At 69.6% G+C, this 20,564-nt stretch carries 7 protein-coding genes; 1 reads left to right on the top strand and 6 read right to left on the bottom strand.

Features of this window, described 5'->3' with window-relative positions; genetic code table 11:
• Window positions 1–448: 448 nt before the first annotated feature.
• Window positions 449–15,376: a Calx-beta domain-containing protein gene (locus tag AMK58_RS31850; RefSeq protein WP_059399616.1), complete on the top strand. Its 14,928-nt coding sequence runs from the start codon at window positions 449–451 to the stop codon at window positions 15,374–15,376.
• An 83-nt stretch (window positions 15,377–15,459) separates the two neighbouring features.
• Here the strand turns inward: AMK58_RS31850 and AMK58_RS25315 are convergent, their stop codons facing one another.
• From AMK58_RS25315 to AMK58_RS25290, 6 genes are read right to left on the bottom strand one after another with little or no spacing between them, the layout of a single operon-like run.
• Window positions 15,460–16,110 (bottom strand): flagellar hook assembly protein FlgD, encoded by a 651-nt coding sequence (locus AMK58_RS25315; RefSeq protein WP_035682919.1) that lies wholly within the window; start codon window positions 16,108–16,110, stop codon window positions 15,460–15,462.
• 15 nt (window positions 16,111–16,125) lie between these two features.
• Window positions 16,126–17,427, bottom strand: a complete 1,302-nt coding sequence (locus tag AMK58_RS31730; RefSeq protein WP_059399615.1) for a flagellar hook-length control protein FliK — start codon at window positions 17,425–17,427, stop codon at window positions 16,126–16,128.
• A 20-nt stretch (window positions 17,428–17,447) separates the two neighbouring features.
• A complete protein-coding gene (locus AMK58_RS25305) occupies window positions 17,448–18,170 on the bottom strand; it encodes a MotE family protein (protein WP_059399614.1) in 723 nt (240 codons plus the stop codon).
• A 3-nt stretch (window positions 18,171–18,173) separates the two neighbouring features.
• Window positions 18,174–18,830 (bottom strand): DUF6468 domain-containing protein, encoded by a 657-nt coding sequence (locus AMK58_RS25300; protein ID WP_059399613.1) that lies wholly within the window; start codon window positions 18,828–18,830, stop codon window positions 18,174–18,176.
• Complete coding sequence (gene fliM, locus AMK58_RS25295; RefSeq protein ID WP_035682909.1) at window positions 18,811–19,917, bottom strand: flagellar motor switch protein FliM; 1,107 nt, start codon at window positions 19,915–19,917, stop codon at window positions 18,811–18,813. Before fliM ends, AMK58_RS25300 begins: the two co-directional genes overlap by 20 nt.
• Before the next feature lie 17 nt (window positions 19,918–19,934).
• Complete coding sequence (locus AMK58_RS25290; protein WP_236778370.1) at window positions 19,935–20,384, bottom strand: flagellar basal body-associated FliL family protein; 450 nt, start codon at window positions 20,382–20,384, stop codon at window positions 19,935–19,937.
• Window positions 20,385–20,564 lie beyond the last annotated feature (180 nt).

Below are 20,564 nucleotides of genomic sequence, written 5' to 3'. Positions count from 1 at the left end.
TTGTTTCGGAGATTATCTATTCTGATAACATATTCAGCAATGCCATTTTCGATCCAAGATACAATTCCACATTCTTATTTAGTCTCGAAGTTGTTTTTCTGTCGTGATGATTCCCTATAAGAAGAAGACCCGTGGCCTGTGTGGATGAGCCTTCCTCATGGCATTGCGACGTTATCTCTAAGGCATTGTTTTTGCAGGCATTAGCGTGCGGCATGTTGCCGCATAAGATGTTTTTCCGGGATTAAATGTGGTCCCTGGTTTTGGAGGCTGCATGTCGTGTTTCTTCGTCGCGTGCTTTTCAGCACAGATAATGTCTAAAAAGTGAACATCGCTACACTTTTTTAATTTTAAGATGATTTGAAAATCACTGAGCGAACTAGAAGTTGATATGACATTCGCACAAAGGTAGGAGGAAAGTAGAAGAAATTTCTTTCCAACGGGGTATTCGATGTCCGAGCTGACTGGCACTTCGGGAAGCGACACGCTGACGGGCGGTAACGGCGACGACACGCTGGACGGTTACGGCGGCTACGACGTCCTGACCGGCGGTGCGGGCAACGACACCTTCCGCTTCTCCAGCCTGAGCGACATCGGCTATGACCGGATCACCGATCTCGCGCCGGGTGACCGCATCGACCTGTCGGCGCTAAACGCGACCTTCATCGGCGATGGTCCCTTCACCGGCTCCCCGCAGAACAAAGGGCCGGCGCAGGTCCGCACGCGCGGTGACTTCACCGGCCCGATCCTGGAGATCGACAGCGACGGCGACGGTTTTCCCGATCGGTTCATCACCGTCAGCGGCCCCGTCGTCCTTCGGCAGGTCGACGGCTTGCCCGGCGTGCTGGAGGCCACCCCCGGCCAGTTGCTCACCGTCACCGTCACCGGCGCGGCGGACACGCTGGAAGGCGCTGGCGGCCCGGACACCATCAGCGGCGGCGGCGGCAACGACCTGCTGCGTGGCTTGGGCGGCAACGACAGCCTGTCCGGCGGTGACGGCGACGACACGTTGGACGGCGGCACCGGCAACGACACGCTGACCGGTGGCCTGGGCAACGACACCTTCCTGATCTCCAAGCCGGCCACCATGAGCTACAACGAGGTGCGGATCACCGACTTCGCTGCGGGCGACCGCATCGACCTGTCGGCCTGGAACGCCACCTTCATCGGCGATGGTCCTTTCAGCGGGACGAACGCCGCCCATGGGCCGGCTCAGGTGCGCGTGCGCACCGACATGGCCAACACCACGCTGGAGATCGACAGCAACGGTGACGGCTACAACGATCAATCCATCTACATCGCCGGATCGCCCGGATTGCAGGCGGTGGCCGGTTCCCCCGGCGTGTTCGAGCGGGCCCCGGACCAGTCGATCACCGGCACCGCGGCGGGCGAGACGCTGGAGGGCGCCGCCGGGCGCGACACCATCAGCGGCGGCGGCGGCAACGACCTGCTGCGCGGCCTGGGCGGCCATGACAGCCTGTCCGGCGGTGACGGCGACGACACGCTGGACGGTGGCACCGGCAACGACACGCTGACCGGCGGGGCCGGCAACGACATCTTCGTGATTTCCAAGCCGGCCACCGTGGGCTACGGCGAAGTTCGCATCACCGACTTCGCCCAGGGCGACCGTATCGACCTGTCGGCCTGGAACGCCACCTTCATCGGCGAAGAGGCGTTCACCGGGAAAGATTCGGCCCGTGGTTCGGCGCAGGTGCGTGTGCGCACCGACATGTCCGACACCATGCTGGAAATCGACAGCAACGGCGACGGCTGGAGCGATTATTCCATCCGGATCGCCGGATCGCCCGGATTGCAGTCGGTGGACGGCTCGTCCGGCCTGATCGAGCGGGCGCCGGACCAAGCGGTCACCGGCACGGCGGACGGCGAAACGCTGGAGGGCGGCCCCGGGCGCGACACCATCGACGGCGGTGCCGGCAACGATCTGCTGCGCGGCCTGGGCGGCAACGACAGCCTGATTGGCGGTTCGGGCGACGACACGCTGTCCGGCGGCTCCGGCAACGACACGCTGGCCGGCGGGGCGGGCAACGATACCTTCCTGATCTCCAAGCCAAGCACGACGGGTTACAGCGAAAAGCGCATTATCGATTTCGCGCAGGGCGACCGCATCGACCTGTCGGCCTGGAACGCCGCCTTCATCGGTGAGGGACCCTTCACCGGCGTCTACAAGTGGGATGGGACGACCGCTTCCTACGGGCCGCCGCAGATGCGCGTTCGCGTGGATTCCACTTCCACCGTGCTGGAGATCGACAGCGACGGCGACGGCATGGTCAATAATTACCTTTACTTGACCGGCGCGCATATGCTGCAGGAGGAGACGGCGGGTTCGGGCGTGTTGGTGCGCATCCCCGACCAGACGCTGACCGGCACGGCGGAAGCCGAGACGCTGGAGGGCGGCGGCGGTCGTGACATCATCAGCGGCGGCGGCGGCAACGACCTGCTGCGCGGTCTGGGAGGCAACGACAGCCTGTCCGGCGGTTCGGGCAACGACACGCTGGACGGCGGGGCCGGCGGCGATACGTTGACCGGCGGCCTCGGCAGCGACACCTTCCTCTTCGCCAGCGCGGCCGAGATCAACGGAGACACGATCACCGACTTCGCCCAGGGCGACCGTATCGACCTGTCGGTCTTGAACGCCGCCTTCATTGGCGAGAAGTCCTTCAATGGAGTCACCATTGTCGGTGGAGGGGCGGCGGAGATCCGTTTCAACCAGAACTATTACGGTTCCACCGCGCTGGAGATTGACAGCAACGGCGACGGCATGGCCGATCGCTACATCTATCTGACCGGGGCGCCTTCCCTGCAGGAAGAGACGGCGGGTTCGGGCGTGTTGGTGCGCATCCCCGACCAGACGCTGACCGGCACGGCGGAAGCCGAGACGCTGGAGGGCGGTGTCGGGCGCGATACCATCGACGGCGGAGCCGGCAACGACCTGCTGCGCGGTCTGGGAGGCAACGACAGCCTGATCGGCGGTTCGGGCGACGATACGCTGGATGGCGGGGCCGGCGGCGACACGCTGACCGGCGGCCTTGGCAGCGACACCTTCCTCTTCGCCAGCGCGGCCGAGATCAACGGAGACACGATCACCGATTTCGGCCAAGGGGACCGCATCGACCTGTCGGCCTTGAACGCCGCCTTCATCGGCGAGGGACCCTTCACCGGTTTCTACAAATGGGATGGGACGACCGCTTCCTACGGGCCGCCGCAGATGCGTGTTCGCGCGGATTCCGCTTCCACCGTGCTGGAGATCGACAGCAACGGCGACGGTATGGCCGATCGCTACCTTTACCTAACCGGCGGGCAAGCGCTGCAGGAGGAGACGGCGGGTTCGGGCGTGCTGGTGCGCATCCCCGACCAGATGCTCGCCGGTACGGCGGAAGCCGAGACGCTGGAGGGTGGTGCAGGTCGCGACACCATCAGCGGCGGCGGCGGCAACGACCTGCTGCGCGGTCTGGGAGGCAACGACAACCTGTCCGGTGGCGAGGGCGACGACACGCTGGATGGCGGGGCCGGCGGCGACACGCTGACCGGCGGGGTCGGCAACGATACCTTCCGATTCGCCAGCCTGAGCGACGTCAACGGCGACGTTATCGAAGACTTCGCCCTGGGCGACCGTCTCGACCTGTCTGCCCTGGGCGCCACCTTCATCGGTGATGGGGCTTTCACCGGCTCCTTCATGAACACCGGGCCGAAGCAGATCCGCGTCCGCATGTACGGTGGGCAGACGTCTTTGGAAATCGACAGCGACGGCAACGGCTACGCCGACCGCTACATCTATCTGAACGGCGCACCTTCACTGCAGCAGGTGACCGGTTCGCCCGGCGTCTTCGAGCGCATTCCCGACCAGACGCTGACCGGAACGGCTGAGGCCGAGACGCTGGAGGGCGCCGCCGGGCGCGATACCATCAACGGCGGCGGCGGCAACGACCTGCTGCAGGGACTGTCCGGCAACGACAGTCTGACGGGTGGCGAGGGCGACGACACGCTCGAAGGCGGCGCCGGAGCCGACACGCTGACCGGCGGGCTCGGCAACGACGTCTACCGGTTCGCTCTCACCGACATCGACAGTGACGTCATCACCGACTTCGCCCCCGGCGACCGGTTGGAGATCACCGGGTTGAACGCCACCTTCATCGGCGAATCCCCCTTTACCGGCAACTATTCCAGCAACGGTCCGGCGCAGATCCGCGTCCGTGCCGACGCCACCGCGACGGTCCTGGAGATCGACAGCAACGGCGACGGCTATTCCGACCGTACCATCACCCTGTCCGGCGCACCTTCACTGCAGCCGGTGGCCGGTTCCCCCGGCGTCTTCGAGCGCATTCCCGACCAGACGCTGACCGGCACGGAGGAGGCCGACACGCTGACCGGAGGACTCGGGCGCGATACCATCAACGGCGGCAACGGAAACGACCTGTTGCAGGGCCTGGGCGGCAACGACAGCCTGTCTGGCGGCTTCGGCGACGACACGCTGGACGGCGGGCCCGGCGGCGACAGCCTGACGGGTGGGGCGGGCAACGATATCTTCCGCTTCTCCAACCCGACCGACGCCGGCGGGGACATCATCACCGACTTCGCGAACGGCGACCGCATCGACCTGATGGGGTTGGATGCTGTCTTCATCGGCGAAGGCAACTTCACCGGCACCAGCATGGGCAACGGACCTGCGCAGGTGCGGGTCCGCCAGGACTACGGCACCACCGTCCTGGAGATCGACAGCAACGGCGACGGCTATTCCGACCGCAGCATTTCCCTGACCGGTCAACATGCGCTGCGGGAGGCGGCCGGTTCGCCCGGCGTGCTGGAGCGTGTTCCCGACCAGACCCTGACCGGCACGGCGGATGCCGATATCCTGACCGGCGGCGCTGGCATGGACACCATCAGCGGCGGCGGCGGCAACGATCTGCTGCAGGGTCTGTCCGGCAGCGACAGCCTGTCCGGCGGCGACGGCGACGACACGCTGGAGGGTGGCGAGGGCAACGACACGCTGACCGGCGGCAACGGCGCGGACACCTTCCGCTTCGTCGCGGGGCCGGTCAACAACGGCTTCACCACCTACAGCTATGATGTCATCACCGACTTCGCGGTGGGCGATCGCATCGATCTGACCGGTCTGAACGCCACCTACATCGGCAACGGCGCCTTCACCGGCAGTTACAGCAACAAGGGGCCGGCGCAGGTGCGCCTGCGCCAGGACAGCACCAGCGCCACGCTGGAGATCGACGCCAACGGCGACGGCAGCGTCGACCGCAACATCCAGTTGCCCAACGGGGCGGCGCTCGAGGAACTGGCGAACGCGCCTGGCATCCTGGTTCGCGTGCCCGACCGGACGCTGACCGGCACGGCTGGCGACGACGTCCTGGACGGTGCGGCGGGCCGCGACACGCTGTCCGGCGGCACCGGCAACGACACGCTGCGTGGCTTCGCCGGCAACGACAGCCTGTCCGGCGGCGCCGGCGACGACCTTCTGGAAGACGGCATCGGCTTCGACACGCTGTCCGGCGGCGCTGGCAACGACACCTTCCGCATCGCCGCGGCACCGGCCGGAACCGCTTTCAGCTATTCCGTCTATTCCGGCACCTACATCAGCGATTTCGCGCAGGGCGACCGCATCGACCTGTCGGCACTGAACGCTGTCTTCGTGGGTGAGAACGGCTTCCCGGGGAACGGCACCACGGCGGTCCGCCTCCGCACGGATCTCAGCAACGGCACGGTGCTGGAGATCGACAGCAACGGCGACGGCATCACCGACCGCCAGATCCAACTGGCCGGCATCCATGCCCTGGAGGAACTGACGGACTCGCCGGGCATCCTGGTGCGCGTGCCCGACCGGACGCTGAGCGGCACGGCGGGCGACGACGAGCTGAATGGCGGCGCCGGGCTCGACACCGTCAACGGCGGGGCGGGCGACGACCTGCTGCGCGGCATGGGCGGCGCCGACAGCCTGAACGGCGGCGATGGCGACGACACGCTGGACGGCGGCACCGGGCGCGACATCCTGACCGGCGGGGCGGGCAACGACGACTTCCGGTTCGATGGGATCGGCGACGTCGGCAGCGACGTCATCACCGACTTCGGTCCGGGCGACCGCATCGACCTGTCCGAGATGGACGTCCAGTTCATCGGCGAACGGGCCTTCACCGGCAGCTATCCCAACTATGGCCCGGCGCAAGTGCGCTACCGCACGGACGTCGGCAGCACGGCGCTGGAGTTCGACAGCAACGGCGACGGCGTTGCCGACCACAGGATCATTCTGACTGGCACCCACGCGCTGGAGGAGCTTGCGGACGAGCCCGGCGTGCTGGTGCGGGTCGCCGACCGCTCCCTCGTCGGGACCGAGGCGGCGGACACGCTGACCGGCGGTCCGGGCTTCGACAGCCTGTGGGGCGGCGACGGCAACGACCTGCTGAACGGGCTGGGCAGCGGCGATGTGCTGGACGGCGGGGCCGGCGACGACACGCTGGTCGGCGGGGACGGCGCGGATCTGCTGATCGGCGGCGAGGGCAACGACACCTTCCGCTTCACCGAGGCCAGCCAGCTTGCCGGCGACCGCATCGCGGACTTCTCCGCCGGCGACCGCATCGACCTGTCCGCCCTGAACGTCACCTACATCGGCGAACAGCTCTTCACCGGCAACTTCCAGCAGAAAGGAGCGCCGCAGGTCCGCCTGACCATGTCGGGCGACGACACGCAGCTCGACTTCGACCTGACCGGCGACGGCACCGTCGACGGCCGGATCATCCTGTCGGGCTCGCATGCCCTGATCGTCGATCCGGGCACGCCGGGCGTGCTGATCCGGGCTCCGGAGACAGTCCGGACCGGAACCGGCGGCAACGACACGCTGGAAGGCGGGGCGGGCAGCGACACGCTGTCCGGCGGGGCCGGCGACGACACGCTGTCCGGCCTTGGCGGCGCCGACAGCCTGGACGGCGGCACTGGAAACGACCTGCTCCTCGGCGGGGCGGGTGCGGACCTGCTGCGCGGCGGTGCGGGCGACGACACGCTCGATGGTGGGGCCGGGGCGGACCAGCTCTTCGGCGGCGAAGGCAACGACACCTTCCGCTTCACCAACTCCGCTGACATTGTGGGCGACCGCATCGCCGACTTCACGGATGGCGACCGCATCGACCTGTCGGCCCTGAACGCGGTCTTCATCGGTTCCGCCGCCTTCACCTACTACCCCAACGGCGGCGGCCCGATCCAGGTGCGCTCCGTCATCTCCGACGGCGTGACCCGCGTGGAGGTCTCCTCCAACTACGGCTTCATCAGCAACATTCTCATGCTGGTCGGCGAGCATGACCTCCAGGCCGATCCGAACGCGCCGGGCGTGCTCGTCCGCGTTCCGACCCAGGCGCTGACCGGCACCGATGGGAACGACAGCCTGACGGGCGGTCCCAGCCGCGACACGCTGTCGGGCGGTGCGGGCAACGACACGCTGGTGGGCTTGGGCGGCAACGACCTGCTCCAAGGCGGCACCGGCGACGACGCGCTGATCGGCGGCGATGGGGCTGACACGCTGGAAGGCGGTACCGGCGACGATGTGCTGACCGGGGGCGATGGGGCCGACATACTGGAAGGCGGCACCGGAAACGACCGCTTCGTCTTCGGCTCTGCGTCGGAGATGAATTACGACCGCATCCTCGATTTCGGCCCCGGCGATCAACTCGACCTGTCGGCGCTGAACGCGCATTTCCTCGGGGAGGGAGCGTTCACCGGCAGCGTGTCCAATCCGGGCCGCGCCGAACTGCGCGTCTACTACAGCGCGGACACCACGACGGTCGTCCTCGACTCCAACGGCGACGGCGTGGCCGACGTCGGCATGTGGCTCAACGGCGTGGTGCCTCTGGTCGAGATGGCGGGGACCCCCGGCGTCCTCATCACGGAATACGGCCAGTCCCTGACCGGCACGGCCGGCGACGACAGCCTGACCGGCGCTTCCGGTCCGGACACGCTGATCGGCGGGGATGGCAACGACACGCTGAGCGGCGATTACGGCAACGACCTGATCATCGGCGGGGCCGGCAACGACACGCTGATCGGCGGCGACGGCATCGACACGCTGGAGGGCGGCGACGGCGACGACACGCTGAACGGCGGGCCGGGCGGCGACCTGATGACCGGCGGGGCCGGGCGGGACAGCTTCCGCTTCAACCGGGCCGGCCACATCGACGGCGACCGCATCACCGATTTCGGTCCCAACGACCGCATCGACCTGCGCGACATGAACGTCACCTTCATCGGCACCGCCGCCTTCACCGGCAGCGTCGCGCAGCCCGGCCCGGCCCAGGTCAACGCCGTCATCGTCGGCAGCGGCCCGCTGGCCGAAACCCGGCTGGTCTTCGACATGAACGGTGACGGCCTGGGCGAGCGGATGCTCATCCTGTCCGGTGCGCACACGCTGATGGCGAGGCCCGACAACGCCGCCATCCTGATCCGCGTCGACGACCTCGTCCTGACAGGGACGGACGCCGGCGAGACGCTGGAGGGCGGCGCCGGTCGCGACAGCCTGTCCGGCGGCGGCGGCAACGACAGCCTGACCGGCGGTGTCGGCAACGACACGCTGTCCGGCGATGCCGGTGACGACACGTTGGTCGGCGGGGCGGGCACCGACCGCCTGACCGGCGGTGCCGGCCACGACAGCTTCGTCTTCGCCGCGGACGACATCGCGGGCGATCGCATCACCGACTTCGCGGACGGGGACCGCATCGACCTGTCGGCGTTGAACGCCGCCTTCATTGGCACCTCCGCCTTCAGCGGCACGGGGAGCGCGGAGATCCGCATGTCCGCGGTGGGCGAGCCGGGCTTCCGCAACACTCTGCTCGACATCGACCTGAACGGCGACGGCGTGACCGACCGCAGCATCGAGATCACCGGGGAGCACATCCTCCAAGTCGATCCGCAGGCGCCGGGCGTCCTGGTTCGCGCCGCCGGCCAGCGCTTGGAGGGCACGGACGCCGCCGACACGCTGACCGGCGGTGCCGGCGACGACACGCTGACCGGTGGGGCTGGAATCGACAGCCTGACCGGTGGGGCGGGCCGTGACCGGCTCGACGGCGGCGATGGCGACGACACGCTGCTGGGCGGCGACGGGGCCGACACGCTGACCGGCGGTGCCGGCGACGACACCTTCCGCGTGCTGACCGTGGGCGACGCCGCGGGTGACCGCATCCAGGACTTCGCGGACGGCGACCGTCTCGACCTGTCGGCGCTGGGCGCCGGTTTCATCGGCGGCGGTGCCTTCACCGGCTCGTCCGTCAATCTTGGCCCGGCCCAGATCCGCGTCGCGGTGACCGGCGTGGAGGGCCAGCAGCGCACCCTCGTGGAGATCGACGGCAACGGCGACGGCATTGCGGACTCCGTGATCGAACTGGCCGGCGCCCACGCCCTGCGGGAGGACGGCACAGGCATCCTGGTCCGGGTCTCCAACAGGACCCTGACGGGCACGGACGCCGCCGAGACGTTGACCGGTGGCGACGGTGCCGACAGCCTGTCCGGCCTGGGCGGCGACGACCGGCTGGAGGGGCTTGGCGGCGACGACCGGCTGGACGGTGGCGACGGCAACGACACTCTGGATGGTGGCGAGGGCAGCGACACGCTGACCGGCGGGGTCGGCAACGACAGCCTGACCGGTGGGGTCGGCAGCGACACGCTGAGCGGCGGCGACGGTGACGACACGCTGGTGGGGTCGGAAGGCCGCGACGAGCTGACCGGCGGTGCCGGCAACGACACCTTCGTCTTCGGCCGCGCCACCGACATCGACGGCGACCTGATCACCGACTTCGCCACCGGCGACCGCATCGACATTTCCGGCCTGTCGGCCAGCTTCCTCGGCACCACGCCGCTGTCCCAGCGCTTCGGTTCCGGCGTGGCGGTGAACTATGTCAACTCCGGCACGGGCGCCTTCGCCACCACCGACCTCCAGTTCGACATCGACGGCGACGGGGTGGCGGACCGCGTCATCCATCTGGCCGGCACTCACGCGCTGGCCGCCGATCCGTCGAACAACGGCGTCCTGGTCCGCGTGACCGCCATTTCCGCCACCGGCGGCGACGGGGCGGACACGCTGACCGGCGGCGCGGCGTCCGACACGCTGACCGGCGGGGCCGGCGACGACCGTCTCGACGGCCTCGGCGGTGCCGACTTCCTCTATGGCGGTGCCGGTGACGACACGCTGGCCGGCGGGGTCGGCGAGGACGTGCTGAGCGGCGGCGAGGGCAACGACACCTTCCGCTACGCCAGCGTGGCGGAGGCGAACGGCGACCGCATCACCGACTTCGCGGCGGGCGACCGCATTGACCTGTCCGGCATTCCCTTCACCTTCGTCGGCAGCGGTTCCTTCACCGGCACCGCTGCCCAGCCGGGCGGCGCGCAGGTCGGCTTCCGCTTCGTCACCTCCGGCGGCGCCACCACGCAGCTGCTGTTCGACATGAACGGCGACGGCGTGGCCGACGCCACCCTGACTCTGGCGGGCTTCCACGAGCTGCAGGAAGCCGACGGCAGCGCCGGCGTTCTGGTGCGGGCCACCGGCCTGACCCTGACCGGCACCGCCGACGCCGACACGCTGAACGGAGGCGACACGCCGGACCGGTTGATGGGCCAGGCCGGCGACGACCGGCTGTTCGGCAACGGCGGCAACGATAGCCTGTCCGGCGGCCAGGGCAACGACAGCCTGAGCGGCGGCGACGGGGCCGACCTGCTGTCCGGCGACGCCGGCGACGACACGCTGAACGGCGGGGCCGGCGACGACACGCTGAACGGCGGCGACGGCAACGACCTGTTCCAGGCCAGCGGCGGCACCGACGACATCAACGGCGGCGCCGGACTCGACGCGGTGGTCTTCACCGACGCGAAGGCGAATTACGACATCGTCAACAACGGCGGGACGATCACCGTCACCCACGCCCGTGGCACCAAGGCGGACGGCGTCGCCCGCATCACCGCGGTGGAGGAGTTGCGCTTCACCGACCAGACGATGGACCTGACGCCGGCCACCGCCATCGGGGCGCGGCTGATCGGCGGCCTGGGCGGCACGGCCGGCTTCGGCGAGAACGAGCTGGACCGCAGCAACGACGGGTCGAGCGCCTTCATCGATATCCGGTCGGTCTTCGCCGACGGCATCAACGTCTTCGGCAAGGTCTACACCGGCTTCTACATCAACACGAACGGCAGCATCTCCTTCGACGCGCCGCTGTCCGCCGGCCTGACGGCCGAAGCGCTGTCGGCGTCGGCCCCGGCGATGATCGCGCCCTTCCTGTCCGACGTGGACACGCGGGGCGGCACCGGGGCGGTGACTCCGGGCGGCACTTCGCAGGGCACCAACCGCGTCTATTACGACCTCGACCCGGTCACCGGGACCATCATCATCACCTGGGACGACGTGGCGGCGAACGGCGGCACGGACGGGGCGCGCAACGCCTTCCAGCTCGTGCTGACCAACGCCGCCGGCGCGACCGGGCGCAAGGCCGGGGACTTCGACGCGGAGTTCCGCTACGAGTCCGTCAACTGGGCGCAGACCGGCGGGAACACGGTCGCGCGGGCCGGCTACACCGCCGGCAACGGCGATGCGTCGGGCCTGTTCATCCTGCCCCAGTCGGGCAGCGAGGCGGGGATGCTCGCCCTCGACACCACGGCGGGCAACACGGGCGTGAACGGCCTGTGGCGCTTCGAGATGACCGGCGGCGCGGCGACCAACGCCCTGCCGGCGGTTGTCGCGATCGAGCCGGGCCAGCTGTCGAAGGCGGAAGGCAACAGCGGCACCACCCGCTTCACCTTCACGGTCACCCGCTCCGGCGACACGACCAGCGCGGTGTCGGTCGGCTACACCGTGGCCGGGACGGGCAGCAACCCGGTCGGCGCCGGGGATCTGGCGGGCGGCTTCCTGCCCTATGACGGCACGGTCACCTTCGCGGCGGGCGAGACCAGCAAGACCATCTCGGTGGACGTGCTGGGCGACACCGTGGCCGAGGCGAACGAGACCTTCGCGGTGACGTTGGCCAACCCGGCGGACGGGTCCAACATCAAGCTGGGCAACCGTCAGGCGACCGGCACCGTCCTGAACGACGACAACCAGGCGCCGCCGCTGCCGCCGGGCTTCCGTCCGGGCGCCAACTGGGGCGACCCGCATCTGGTGACCTTCGACGGCTTCTATTACAGCTTCCAGGCGGTCGGCGAGTTCACCTACGTCAACGCCAAGTCGGGCGACGAGCGGATCGTGCAGCTCCGCACCGCGGCGCTGGGCGACGCGGTGTCGATCAACACGGCGGTGGCGACGAAGATCGGTTCTGTCCGGGTGTCCATCAACGCGAAGGACGCCGGCCATCCGCTGCGCATCGACGGGGTGGCGACCGACATCTCCGATGCCACCGGATCGATGGCCGTGGGCGACGGGCACATCTTCCGGTCCGGCAACGTCTACACCATCGTCTACTCGAACCAGGAGCAGCTCATCGTCACGGTCGAGGCCGACCGCGTCGATCTTCAGCTCTACCTGTCGCCGAGCCGTGCGGCGGGGTCGATCGAGGGCCTGATGGGCAACCTCGACGGCGACGCCTCCAACGATCTGGCGCTGGCTGACGGCACGGTGCTGTCGCAGCCCATCGACTATGCGGTGCTGTACGGCAGCTACGCCGACGGCTGGCGGGTGACGCAGCAGACCTCGCTTTTCGACTATGGCCAGGGCGAGACGACGGCGACCTATACCGACCGCAGTTTCCCACGGCAGGTGCTGTCGGTGGACGCCCTGCCCGAGGCACTGCGCCTGCGGGCGGAGGCTCTGCTGGACGCCGCCGGCATCACCGATCCGGCGCTGCGGCAGGCAGCCCTGCTCGACGTGGCGCTGACCGGCGACGCCAGCTTCCTGAAGGGGGCAACGCAAACCAACGCTCCGACGCAGGAGTCCACCACGTCGAACGCGCCGCCCGCCGCCCCGGTCATCACCATCGCGGCCCGCACCGCCACGGTGACAGAGCGCAACAGCGGCAGCACGAACGTTGTCTTCGATGTCTACCGGACGGGCGACTCCAGCGCCGATCTGGTGCTCGACTTCGCCGTGACGGGCTTCGGCACCTGGGCGGCGGACGCCGCGGACTTCGGTGGTCAGCTCCCCAGCGGGACGGTGACCCTGGCCGCCGGGCAGACCTCCGCGACGATCACCGTCGCGGTGGCCGGCGACGCGGTGGCGGAGGCCGACGAGACCTTCGCCGTCACCCTGTCGCAACAGGCCGGAGCGCCCACCCAGGCGGTCATCGCGGCGCCGCGGGCGACCGTGACGATCGAGAACGACGACGGCGCGCTCACTCCCCGTCTGGACATCGCGGCGGCCTCGGCCATCGTGCAGGAAGGGGCGAACGCCAAGGCGACCTTCACCATCACCCGCAGCGACAACGCCCTCGACCCGGTCAGCGTCACCTACACGGTGGCGGGCAGCGGGCCGAACGCGGCGTCCGCGGCGGATTTCGCGGGCAACGCCTTCCCGACCGGAGTCATCAGCCTCGCAGCCGGCGAGACGACGAAGACCGTCGAGATCACCATCGCGACGGATGCGCTGAACGAGGCGGACGAGACCTTCACGATCACGCTCTCCAACCCGAACGGCGCCACCCTCGGCAACGCGGTGGCGACGGGCGTCATCAAGAATACGGCACCGCCGCCGCCGTCGCTGTCCATCGCGGCGGAACACGGCAGCGCCTTGGAAGGCGACGACGGAACGACGGCGCTGACCTTCCTGGTCACCCGCACCGGCGACACCTCCGGTGCCACCACCGTGTCCTATGCGGTGACGGGCAGTGGCGCCTCCGCGGCCAACGCCGCCGACTTCTCCGGGAACGCCTTGCCACAGGGCACGGTCACCTTCGCGGCGGGCGAGCAGACCGCCCGGATCACCGTCAATGTCCAGGGTGATCGGGACGTGGAGTCCGATGAGATCTTCACGGTTACGCTGTCGAACGCCAGCGGCGGCACGATCGGGACGGCCACGGCAACCGGCACCATCCGCAACGACGACGTGGCGACCGGCGGCAACAACACGGCCGGTGGTTCCAAGCCGGTCGGCGACGAGACGGTGAACGGCGTCGTGGTCCAGACCCGGACGGGCAGTGCCCCGACGGGCATCACGGTCGCCTTCGTCGAGACCGGCCTCGTCCAGGCGGTGCCGGAAGGCAACCGGGACGGGGTGACCGTCGCGCTGATGCAGGATTCGGGCAACGTCCCGTTCCTTCAGGCCAATGTGGCGGCGGGCGGGCGCCTCACCGCCTATGGCCCGCAGTCCACGGTGGAGAGCAGCCAGATGGCCGGCGTCTTCGCCGGCATGCTCGCCGCCCTGCTGCCGGACAGCCGGACCACGGCGATCCGGAACGAGCTGGCGACCTTCGCCGCCAGCGCCACCGGTGCGATGACGCTGCGCACGCTGACCCCGACGGGCCCGGGACCGGTGACCATCACCGGCACCGCCACCGCCGGTGCGCCGCGCGAAGCGCTCATCATCAACATGGGCGGCAACCCCGGCGGCTCGGTCGTCCTCAACCAGGTGGACTTCGCGGTGCTGGTCGGCCAGGGCACCTTCACCGGCGGGGAGGGCAACAGCCTGACCATCGGTGACGACAGCGCCCAGGTCATCAACCTCGGTCCGGGGGACGACACCACCCGCGGCGGCGGCGGCAACGACGTGGTGGCCAGCACCACCGGGCGCGACCTGCTGGCCGGCGACGCGGGGAACGACACCCTCCACGGCGGCGACGACGACGACACGCTTCTGGGCGGCGACGACGACGACGTGGTCGGCGGCGGCAACGGCAACGACCTGCTCAGCGGTGACGCCGGCAACGACTGGCTGATGGGCGAGGACGGCAACGACACCGCCATCGGCGGCGACGGCAACGACGTTCTGTTCGGCATGAACGGCGACGACCTGCTGACCGGCGACGCCGGCAACGACACCCTCGTGGGCGGAGATGGCAAGGACTCCATCCTCGGCGGTGCGGGCGACGACCTGATCGGCGGCGGTGCGGGCGACGACCTGATCGACGGTGGCGATGGCAACGACGCCCTGGTCGGCGAGGACGGCAACGACACGCTGTTCGGCGGTGCCGGCGACGACGTGTTGTGGGGCTTCGGCGGCGACGACTGGCTGATCGGCGGTGCGGGGAAAGACATCTTCGCCTTCACGCTCGGCGGCGGGAACGACTATGTGTTCGAGTTCAACCCGGACGAGGACATCCTCGGCTTCGCGATCGCCGGCATCAGCATCGCGGACATCAAGGCGAGCGCCCAAACCGTCGGCAAGAACACCGTCTTCACCCTGTCCGACAAGAGCACCATCACTGTGGTCGGCCTGACCGGCGTCACCGACTCCTGGTTCTCGTAAAATGGCCGCGGGCCGGTGGGGAAACAGCCTTTCCCCGCCGGCCCGCGCGCCATTTCCGCTGTTGAATCAATCCGGTGAGACGATCAGGACGCGGACAGGATGTCCGTGCCCTTCACCACAGCGCCGCCCTTCAGGACGAACTGCGTCTCGCCGTTGACGCTGCGCACCTCCTTCACCGTGTCGGTCGTCACGGTGGCGGTGGTCAGCGACGTGCCCGCCTTGTCCTTCGCCGTCACGCGCACGAGGTAGGTGCCGTCCGCGGCGGTGGTGCCGTCGCTGCGCTTGCCGTCCCAGGTGAAGGTCTGCCGGCCCGTCTTCGGGCTGCCGGGGGCGCTGTAGATCACCTGCCCGGCGTCGTTCACCACCTCGATCTTCACCGATGCGGCGGCCCCGTCGATGGCGTAGGCCATTTCCGCCTTGCCCTCCGACAGGCTGATGCGGTCCGACGCGGCCTCCACCTTGCGGCCCAGATAGGCCATGTCCAGCCGCATGCCGCTGTTCTTCAGCGTGTCCAGCACCTGCCCCAGCGTCTCGTTCGTGCGCACGCCCTGCTCCACGGTGGAGAGCTGGGCGAGTTGCGTCATGAATTGGGTGGCGTCCATCGGCGACAGAGGGTCCTGGTTGCGCAGCTGCGCGGTCAGCAGCTTCAGGAACGCCTCGTAGTCCACCGTCTGCTTTTTCGCGGCGGCGGAGGGGGGCGTGGTGGCCGTGTTGGTGGCCGCGGTCGTGGTCATGGCGGGTCCTTGCGGCTAGACGGAGATGTCGACGAGGCCGTCGATGGGGCGGGCGGCGCGTTCGGGGGGCAGGGTGGCGGCAGAGTCGGCGGTGCGGAAGGCCCGCCCGGAACCGTCCGCCCGTCCGCCGTTCCCGTCGCCCTGGCCGGAGAAGGCGAAGCCGCGCGGCTCGCCGTCGCCGCGCAGCGAGAAGTTCAGGGTGCCGCCGTCCAGCTCGAACCCGGCGTCGGACAAGGCGCGCTCCAGATGGTGGATGTCCCGGCGCAGCAGGGCCAGCGTCTCCGGGCTTTCGGCCTGGACATGCAGGGCGACGCGGGCGCCGCTCAGTTCGGCGACCACGCGGACGGGGCCAAGCTCCTCCGGCTTGAGGTCGATGTGAAACTCGCCGCCACCCGCCTCGACGACGCGCACCAGCTGGCCGGCCACCTGGGCGGCGGGCAGCCGCGCCGCGGCGCTCTCGCCGGGATGCGCCGCGTAGTGGGCCACCGCGTGGGCCGCCGGCGGGGCGAGGGCGGAAGGCAGCGGCGGTGCCCCGGCGGGGTCTGTCAGGGCGGAGGATGCCGACAGCGCCTCCGCTCCGGCGGGCGGGTTGCCACGGCCCTGGCCGGAATTCTGGCCGGTTCCGCCGTTGGACGCGGCGTTGCCGCCCGCTTGGGCCATCGCCTGCTGAAGCTGGGGGGAGGGAGCCTGCGGCGCGTCCGCCTTGGCGGGTGCCGCGGGCTCCGCGGCCTGGAACAGCGGTGCCGAGTCCGGCTTGGCGTTGGAGGCCGGCGACGGAACGGGCGGGGTGGCGGGCGGCGCGCTGTCGGCCGTGGCCTCCGGCGTCGTTCCGTCGGGCGGGGCATCCGGGATCGCCGCCCCTGCCGTGGCGGCGAGCGCCGCGGCCGGCGGTTGCGCACCGGGTTGGGCTGAGACCGGAGGCTGGGGCGCCGTGGCGGGCTCCGCCGGGGGCGTCGCGACGGGCGGAACCGGAGGAAGACCGTTGGCGGCGGGCAGGGCCTCCGGCACCAAGCCGGAGTCCGCAAGGCCCGGCGCCGTCGCCGGCGGCGGTGCGCTCAGCAGCGGCAGGAGTGCGGCCAGAGCGGCGTCGGCTCCGGCCGGCGCGCCGCTGTTCTGGGCGGAGGACTCGGCGTGGTCGGCGGGCTCGCCATCCGCATCGGCACCGCCGCGTCCCGCCGCGTCGTCGAGCAGGTCGGCGAAGGGTGTTCCGGACGCCTCGCCCTTGTCCGGCGCGCCGGCGGACGGCGCCGCCGTCGCCTCCGCGGAGCGGGCGGGGCGGGGCGGCGGGGCGGCGATGACGTCGGGGAGGCTGGGCATGATGTCTCTTGGTGAGAGATTCAGTTCGTCGGCGTCTGCGTCAGGCGGACGGGAAGCGGGGCGGGCGGCGGCGGGCGGTCGCCGGGCAGGGCGCGGCGTTGCAGGACGAGGCGGGTGACCTCGCGCGCCTTGCCGTCCTCCAGTTCCGCGATGATCGGGGCGGAGCGGCGCTCGGCCATGCGGTCCAGCACGTCGATGATGATGTCGGTTTCCAGGTCGTTGAAGATGCGCGCGGCGTCGCGCGGCTTCATCGTCTCGTAGATCGTCACCATGCGCTTCAGATCTTCCGCCTGGAGGTTGGAGCGCTGCTGCATCAGCGCCTCCACATCGCGCTTGATGGCGCTCAGCCGCTGGATCTGGGCGGTGGCGCGGGTCTCGGCGGCGGCCAGCACCGCTTCGGCCTCGCCGAGATGGCGGGTGCGGGCGGTCACGTCGGCCTTCTGCTCCGCGATGGCGGCGCGCAGGGCCGGATCGGTGCAGCTCGCCGCGGGCAGGGCGGCGTCCGCGGGCGAAGCCGCCGCGGTCATCGGCAGCGCGGCCAGGGCGGGGGCCGGCGCTGGCGGGGCGTCCAGGGAGGAGGACTCCGCGTCGCCCTTCAGGTCCTTGGCCCAGGGGCGCTCATGCTTGCCGAACTCGCGGTCGAACTGTTGGGCGACCACCGGCAGCCCTTCCATCAGCGAACCGAGCTTGAGCGGCAGCACCATCAGGATCGCCACCAGCGTGATGGGAAGTACGCGCAGCATGGTTCAGCGCTCCGGTCCGATGGCCCGCAGCCGGGCGTAGAAGGCGTTGGCGGCCTGTTGCCGCGCGCCGCCGGTGTCCACGGTGGCTTCGGAGGTCTCAATGGCCTCCTCCGAGACGGGCGGCGGTTCCTCCGCCGGGCGGGCGGCGGCTCCGGCCAGCGCGGCGACGCGCATCGGGCGGAAGCCGTCCTCGTCCTCCGGCGCGTCGATGTCCAGCGCGGGAGCGGCGTTCGCAAGGGCGGGCACCGGTTCCGTGACGGTTGCGGGGACGGCCGCGGGCGGCGGGACCGGGCGGGGCCGCGGGCGCGGCGCCGGGCCGTCCTCCAGCCGGCGGACCAGGGCGCGGGCCTCCTGCACGGACGCCTCGATGCGCTTGGACGCCCGCTCGCAGGAGCCGAGCACCAGCGCCGCCTCCTCGGTCACGCCCTTGGCGCGGTCGAGCCCGTCGGACAGCTTGGCCGAGGCCTCCGTCGCGGCGGCGACCAGCCGCTGCACCGAGGCCTCCGTCTCGTCGATGGTCTTGGAGAAGGTGCCGATCAGCGCGCCGATCTCGGCCTGGCTGGAGCGCATCACCTTCAGCCGCTTGTTGACGATCACCAGGAACACCGTGGCGGTGACGAGCATGATCGCCAGGACGGCGTCAATGAGGAATGAGACCATCGATCAGCTCCTGCTTGGTCTCCAGGTCGGTGTCGATCTTGACGGAGATGTTGCCGTTGCGCTGGCCCATGTGGCCGGCGAAGAGGGGGGTGGTCTTGCTTTGCAGAACCACCGGCGCGTCGGGGTCGATGCGCAGCTTCAGCGAGGTGCCCTTTTCCCAGTTCAGCACCTCGCCCAGCGAGACCTGCGTCTGCTGCAGCACCGCGACGAGGTCCAGCTTGGCGCGCATCAGCTCGGCCTTCAGGTGGCTTTCCCACACCGTGTCGTGGCCGAACTTCTCGCCCATGAAGGTCTGCACCAGCTTGCCGCGCACCGGTTCCAGCGTGGCGTAGGGGATGACCACCTCGGCATGGCCGACGCGGCGCTCCACCTCCACGGCGATGCGCACGCGGATCACCGCGTTGGTGGCGCGGGTGATGGTGGCGAATTGCGGATTGGTCTCCAGCCGGTCGAAGGTGAAGTCGATCGGCGTGATCGGGTCGAAGGACTGGCTGAGATCCTGGAGGATGACCCGGATGAGCCGCTCGGTGATCTTGCGCTCGATGGAGGTGTAGGTGCGCCCGTCGATGCGCCGGGCGCGGCTGCGCCGGCCGCCCAGCAGCACGTCCATCATGCAGTAGATCAGCGCGCTGTCGACCGACACGACGATGTGGTTGTCCCACTGCTCCGCCCGCGCGACGCCGACCAGGGCCGGAAGCTCGATGGTGTCGAGGAACTCGTTGTAGCGCAGCCAGTCGATGCGCAGCAGGCTGGCCTCCACGCTGGTCGAGGAGAACTGGCGCAGCGACGTGTTCAGCAGCCGGACCATGCGGTCGAAGACCACGTCCAGCATCGGCAGACGGTCCTTGTTGACCGTCGTGGTGCTGATCAGCCGTTCGATGGCGCGGGTCTGCCCGACGGATTCCGTCTGCGGCCCGACGGCGAAGTTCAGCAGGCGGTCGATCTCCTCCTGGCTCAGCTCCTTGGTGTCGGCCATCAGGGTGGCGGCCTCGGACTCACCGGTGCTGCTGTCCAGGCCCCAGTCCAGATCGTCCCCGGTGCCGCCGTTTTCGCCGCCGCCGTCGTCCGTGTCGATGGGAGTGCTCATCCGTTCCTCTGGGTCGGCTATTGGGTGAGAAGGCTGCGCAGCAGGACGTCGGACACCGTGTCCGGGCCGAGGATCAGGTTGAAGCGGCGGCGCAGCTCCTCGCGCAGCCGCAGCAGGCCGGCGGAGCCGCGCAGGTCGTGCTGGTCGAGGTTGCGCAGGAACTCCTGCTGGGCGTTGACGAGGTGGGGCATCGCCTGCTCCACCCGGCTGCGGTCCTTGGGCGCCAGCGCCAGCGTCACCCCGATCTTCATGAAGCGCGACGGCGTGTCGGGGCGCAGGTTCACCAGCAGCTCCGGCATATCGAGCGTCGCCTGGACCGGTTCCACGATGGGCGTGCCCTCGAAGAGCCGTGCCACCCCGTCCGGCCCGACGGCCATCCAGTAGCCGCCGAACCCGGCCGCCGCGACGCCGCACAGGGCGGCCGCCCCCAGCGCCAGCCGGGCCAGCGGCAGCACGATGACGTACATCCGCTGCCGGCCCGGCGTTCCCGTCCTTGCCTTTCCAGCATCTGTATTCATCGCGGCCGGCGCCTCCAAAATACCGAAAATTTGAGAGACTGTTTTAAACGATCAAGTTTTAGCGACTTCCTTCCGGTCTATCTTCGCGGCTTTTACTCCGCTTAAAAGTCATCCCGGTAGGTTGTGAAG

Origin of the sequence: Azospirillum brasilense, assembly GCF_001315015.1 — a bacterium.
In the GTDB taxonomy this organism is placed as follows: Bacteria; Pseudomonadota; Alphaproteobacteria; order Azospirillales; family Azospirillaceae; genus Azospirillum; species Azospirillum brasilense.
The sequence above is the reverse complement of the archived record's forward strand: the minus strand, read 5'-3'. Positions and strand labels throughout refer to the sequence as shown.